Raw genomic sequence first — 3,831 nt, forward strand, 5'->3', positions numbered from 1 at the left:
CACGGCGACCGCGGCGAAGAAGTCGTCGGCGGTGCCCAAGGCACGTGCCGCCGCGGCGGAGCCGGGCGAGCTGGCGGTCCGTCCCGGCGAGGACCCCTGGACACCGGACGAGGTCGCGGAGGCGCGAGCGGAACTCCAGAGCGAGGCGCTGCGGCTGAGCAGCGAGATCGCCTCCTCGGAGACGTCACTCGCGGGCCTGATGCGGGACTCCGGTGACGGCGCGGGCGACGACGAGGCGGACACCGGCACGAAGAACATCACGCGGGAGCACGAGATGGCGCTGGCCGCCAACGCCCGCGAGATGCTGGAGCAGACCGAGCGCGCCCTTGAGCGCCTGGACGCGGGGACGTACGGCCTCTGCGAGAACTGCGGCAATCCCATCGGCAAGGCACGCATGCAGGCCTTCCCGCGCGCGACCCTGTGCGTGGAGTGCAAGCAGAAGCAGGAACGGCGCTACTGAAGCGCGGCCTGGACGCCATCGCCCGTACGTGTGTGCCGTACCCTCGTCCCCAGTCAGGTACCTAAGGTTGAGGGACTCACGTGGCAGAGGCGGAGCGCATCATCGGTACGCCGGACATCCCTGAGACGGCCGGGCCCGAGCCGGAGCGGTCCGGTCCGGACGCGGACGTGACGGCGGCGGACACCTCCGCCGACCCCACGGCGGCGGAGTCCGGCGAGGGCGGCGACGAGGACGCGCCGAAGCCGAAGGGCAGGCGCAGGATCGCCGTGCTCTTCGCCGTGGCGGTCGTCGCGTACGCCCTCGACCTGGTCAGCAAGATGATCGTGGTCGCGAAGCTGGAGCACCACGAGCCGATCGACATCCTCGGCGAGTGGCTCCGCTTCAACGCCATCCGCAACGCGGGCGCCGCCTTCGGCTTCGGCGAGGCCTTCACGATCATCTTCACCTGCATCGCGGCGGGCGTCATCGTGGTGATCGCGCGCCTCGCCCGCAAGCTGTACAGCCTGCCCTGGGCGATCGCGCTCGGCCTGCTGCTCGGCGGGGCGCTCGGCAACCTCACCGACCGGATCTTCCGCGCGCCCGGCGTCTTCGAGGGCGCGGTGGTGGACTTCATCGCCCCCAAGGGCTTCGCGGTCTTCAACCTCGCGGACTCGGCGATCGTCTGCGGCGGCATCCTGATCGTGCTCCTCTCCTTCCGCGGGCTCGACCCGGACGGCACCGTCCACAAGGACTGAGGGCGGGGCCGGGCCTCTGGCGCAGAGGCCGCCCGGCGCTTTCGCGCGGGGGCCGCCCCGCGGGCCTGTGGTGCGGGAGTGTCGGTGGCCTCCTGCATACTCAATGGGTGAGCACGATTCCCGAGATCCGTACCCTGCCCGTGCCGGACGGCCTGGAGGGCGAGCGCGTCGACGCCGCCATCTCGCGCATGTTCGGTTTCTCCCGCACGAAGGCCGCCGAGCTCGCCGCGGCGGGGAAGGTCTCGGTCGACGGCTCGGTGGTCGGGAAGTCCGAGCGGGTGCACGGCGGCGCCTGGCTGGAAGTGGAGATGCCGCAGGCACCCGCTCCGGTGCAGATCGTGGCCGAGCCCGTCGAGGGCATGGAGATCGTGCACGACGACGACGACATCGTCGTGATCGTCAAGCCGGTCGGCGTGGCCGCGCACCCCAGCCCCGGCTGGACCGGGACGACCGTGATCGGCGGCCTCGCCGCCGCCGGGTACCGCATCTCGACCTCCGGCGCCGCCGAGCGCCAGGGCATCGTGCACCGCCTGGACGTGGGCACCTCCGGCCTCATGGTGGTCGCCAAGTCCGAGCGGGCGTACACCTCACTGAAGCGCCAGTTCAAGGAGCGCACGGTCGACAAGCGGTACAACGCGCTGGTGCAGGGCCATCCCGACCCGATGAGCGGCACCATCGACGCCCCCATCGGCCGCCACCCCAACCATGACTACAAGTGGGCGGTCACGGCCGAGGGCAAGCCCTCCGTCACGCACTACGACCTGATCGAGGCCTTCCGCGCCGCCTCCCTGCTCGACATCAAGCTGGAGACGGGCCGCACGCACCAGATCCGCGTCCACATGTCGGCCCACCGCCACCCCTGCGCCGGCGACCTGACGTACGGCGCGGACCCCACGCTCGCCAAGCGGCTCGGCCTCACCCGCCAGTGGCTGCACGCCGTCCGGCTCGGCTTCGAGCACCCGGGCGACGGCCAGTGGGCCGAGTTCGAGAGCCAGTACCCCGACGACCTCCAGCAGGCACTCGACCGCGTCCGGGCCGAGAGCGCCTAGGCGAGGACGGTCGCGGGCCCGCCCGGCCCGTCGGCGCGAGCGGCCGTCCGGAGGGCATTGATCCGGTTCCGGGACGCCGCGTGGCAGGGTTGAGGTCTTGATCGTCCCTGTTTCGAACCGCCGGAGGGCGCACCGTGGACCAGCTGGCGCTGCTGCTCATCTTGTTGCTGGGGGCCGTGGTCAGCGTGCCCCTGGGGGACCGGCTCGGGCTGCCCGCACCGGTCCTGATGACGCTGGCGGGCATCGGCATGGCCCTGCTGCCGTTCGTGCCCAACGTCGAGATCCCGCCGGACTACATCCTTCCGCTGGTCCTGCCGCCGCTGCTCTACGCCGCCGTGCAGCGCACCTCCTGGCGCCAGTTCGCGGCCAACAAGCGGCCCATCTTCCTGCTCGCCGTGGCGCTGGTGTTCGTGACGACCGCGGTGGTCGCCGCGGTGGCCCACACCGTCGTGCCCGGCCTGCCGATCGCCGCGGCCGTCGCGCTCGGGGCGCTCGTCGCCCCGCCCGACCCGGTCGCCGCGACCGCCGTGGCGGGCTCGCTCGGGCTGCCCCGCAGGCTCGTGTCGATCCTGGAGGGCGAGGGGCTCTTCAACGACGTCACGGCGATCGTGCTCTACCACGTGGCGATCACGGCCGCGGTGAGCGGCACCTTCTCCTGGCCGTCCGCCGTGGGCCGGCTCGTGCTGTCCGCGGTGGTGGCCGTGCTCGTCGGCCTCGTGCTCGGCTGGGTCACCAACAAGATGATGTCGCTGCTCGGCGATGCCACGCTCCAGACCGGCCTGACGCTGCTCGTGCCGTTCGTCAGCTATGTGCTCGCCGAGGAACTGCTCGGCTCCGGTGTGCTCGCCGTCCTCACCACCGCGCTCTACCTCGCGGAGAACGCGGTCGACGCCGACGACGTGCTCGGCCGGATCACCGGCCAGACCTTCTGGCAGATCGTCGACACCCTGGTGACCGGCGCCGCCTTCGGCCTCATCGGCCTGGAGCTGCACAACGTCTTCGGTGTCGCGAGCGGCCGCGAGTGGGAGATGGCCGGCTGGGGCGTGGCGATCGTCGCGGTCGTCGTCGGCGTGCGCCTGCTGTGGCTGCTGCCCGCGACCTGGCTCGCCAAGCGGCTGCACAAGCGCAGGGACATCGACGAGGAGATCCCGACGACGTGGCGCGAGACGGTCGTCATGTGGTGGGCGGGCATGCGCGGCGTGGCGTCCGTGGCCCTGGCCCTCGCCATCCCGCTCACGACGGACGACGGCGCCCCCTTCCCGGCCCGCGACGAGATCGTCTTCATCGCGTTCTGCGTGATCATGGCGACCCTGGTCGCCCAGGGGCTCACGCTGCCCCTCCTGGTCAAGAAGCTCGGGGTGCGTGCCGACGGGGACGTCGAGCGGCAGATCGAGCGGGATCTGGCGCTGCGTGCCGCCAAGGCCGCCAAGCGCCGCCTCAAGGAGATCGAGGAGGTCGAGGAGCTGCCGGAGGACGTCTCCGAGCGGCTCCAGCGCGGTGCGCTGGACATCGGGGCGCGGATCAGCCCCGACATAATCGACGACGAGCGGCGCGAGCGGTACGCCAAGCGCGTGGACCGCTTCAAGGC

4 protein-coding genes are annotated in these 3,831 nt (G+C 71.9%); all 4 read left to right on the forward strand.

Annotated elements, in window-relative coordinates; genetic code table 11:
- Nucleotides 1–460, forward strand: a 460-nt coding sequence (locus tag AB8Z36_RS32810; RefSeq protein ID WP_369217032.1) for a TraR/DksA family transcriptional regulator, incomplete at its 5' end; no start/stop codon positions are given.
- A gap of 80 nt (nt 461–540) precedes the next feature.
- On the forward strand, nt 541–1,194 hold the full coding sequence (lspA, locus tag AB8Z36_RS32815; protein WP_369217033.1) for a signal peptidase II: 654 nt from the start codon (nt 541–543) through the stop codon (nt 1,192–1,194).
- 107 nt (nt 1,195–1,301) lie between these two features.
- On the forward strand, nt 1,302–2,243 hold the full coding sequence (locus tag AB8Z36_RS32820; RefSeq protein WP_369217034.1) for an RluA family pseudouridine synthase: 942 nt from the start codon (nt 1,302–1,304) through the stop codon (nt 2,241–2,243).
- A gap of 134 nt (nt 2,244–2,377) precedes the next feature.
- On the forward strand, nt 2,378–3,831 hold a 1,454-nt coding region (locus AB8Z36_RS32825), incomplete at its 3' end, for a Na+/H+ antiporter (protein ID WP_369217035.1).

The organism is Streptomyces flavofungini (assembly GCF_041028215.1).
Lineage (GTDB): Bacteria > Actinomycetota > Actinomycetes > Streptomycetales > Streptomycetaceae > Streptomyces > Streptomyces flavofungini_B.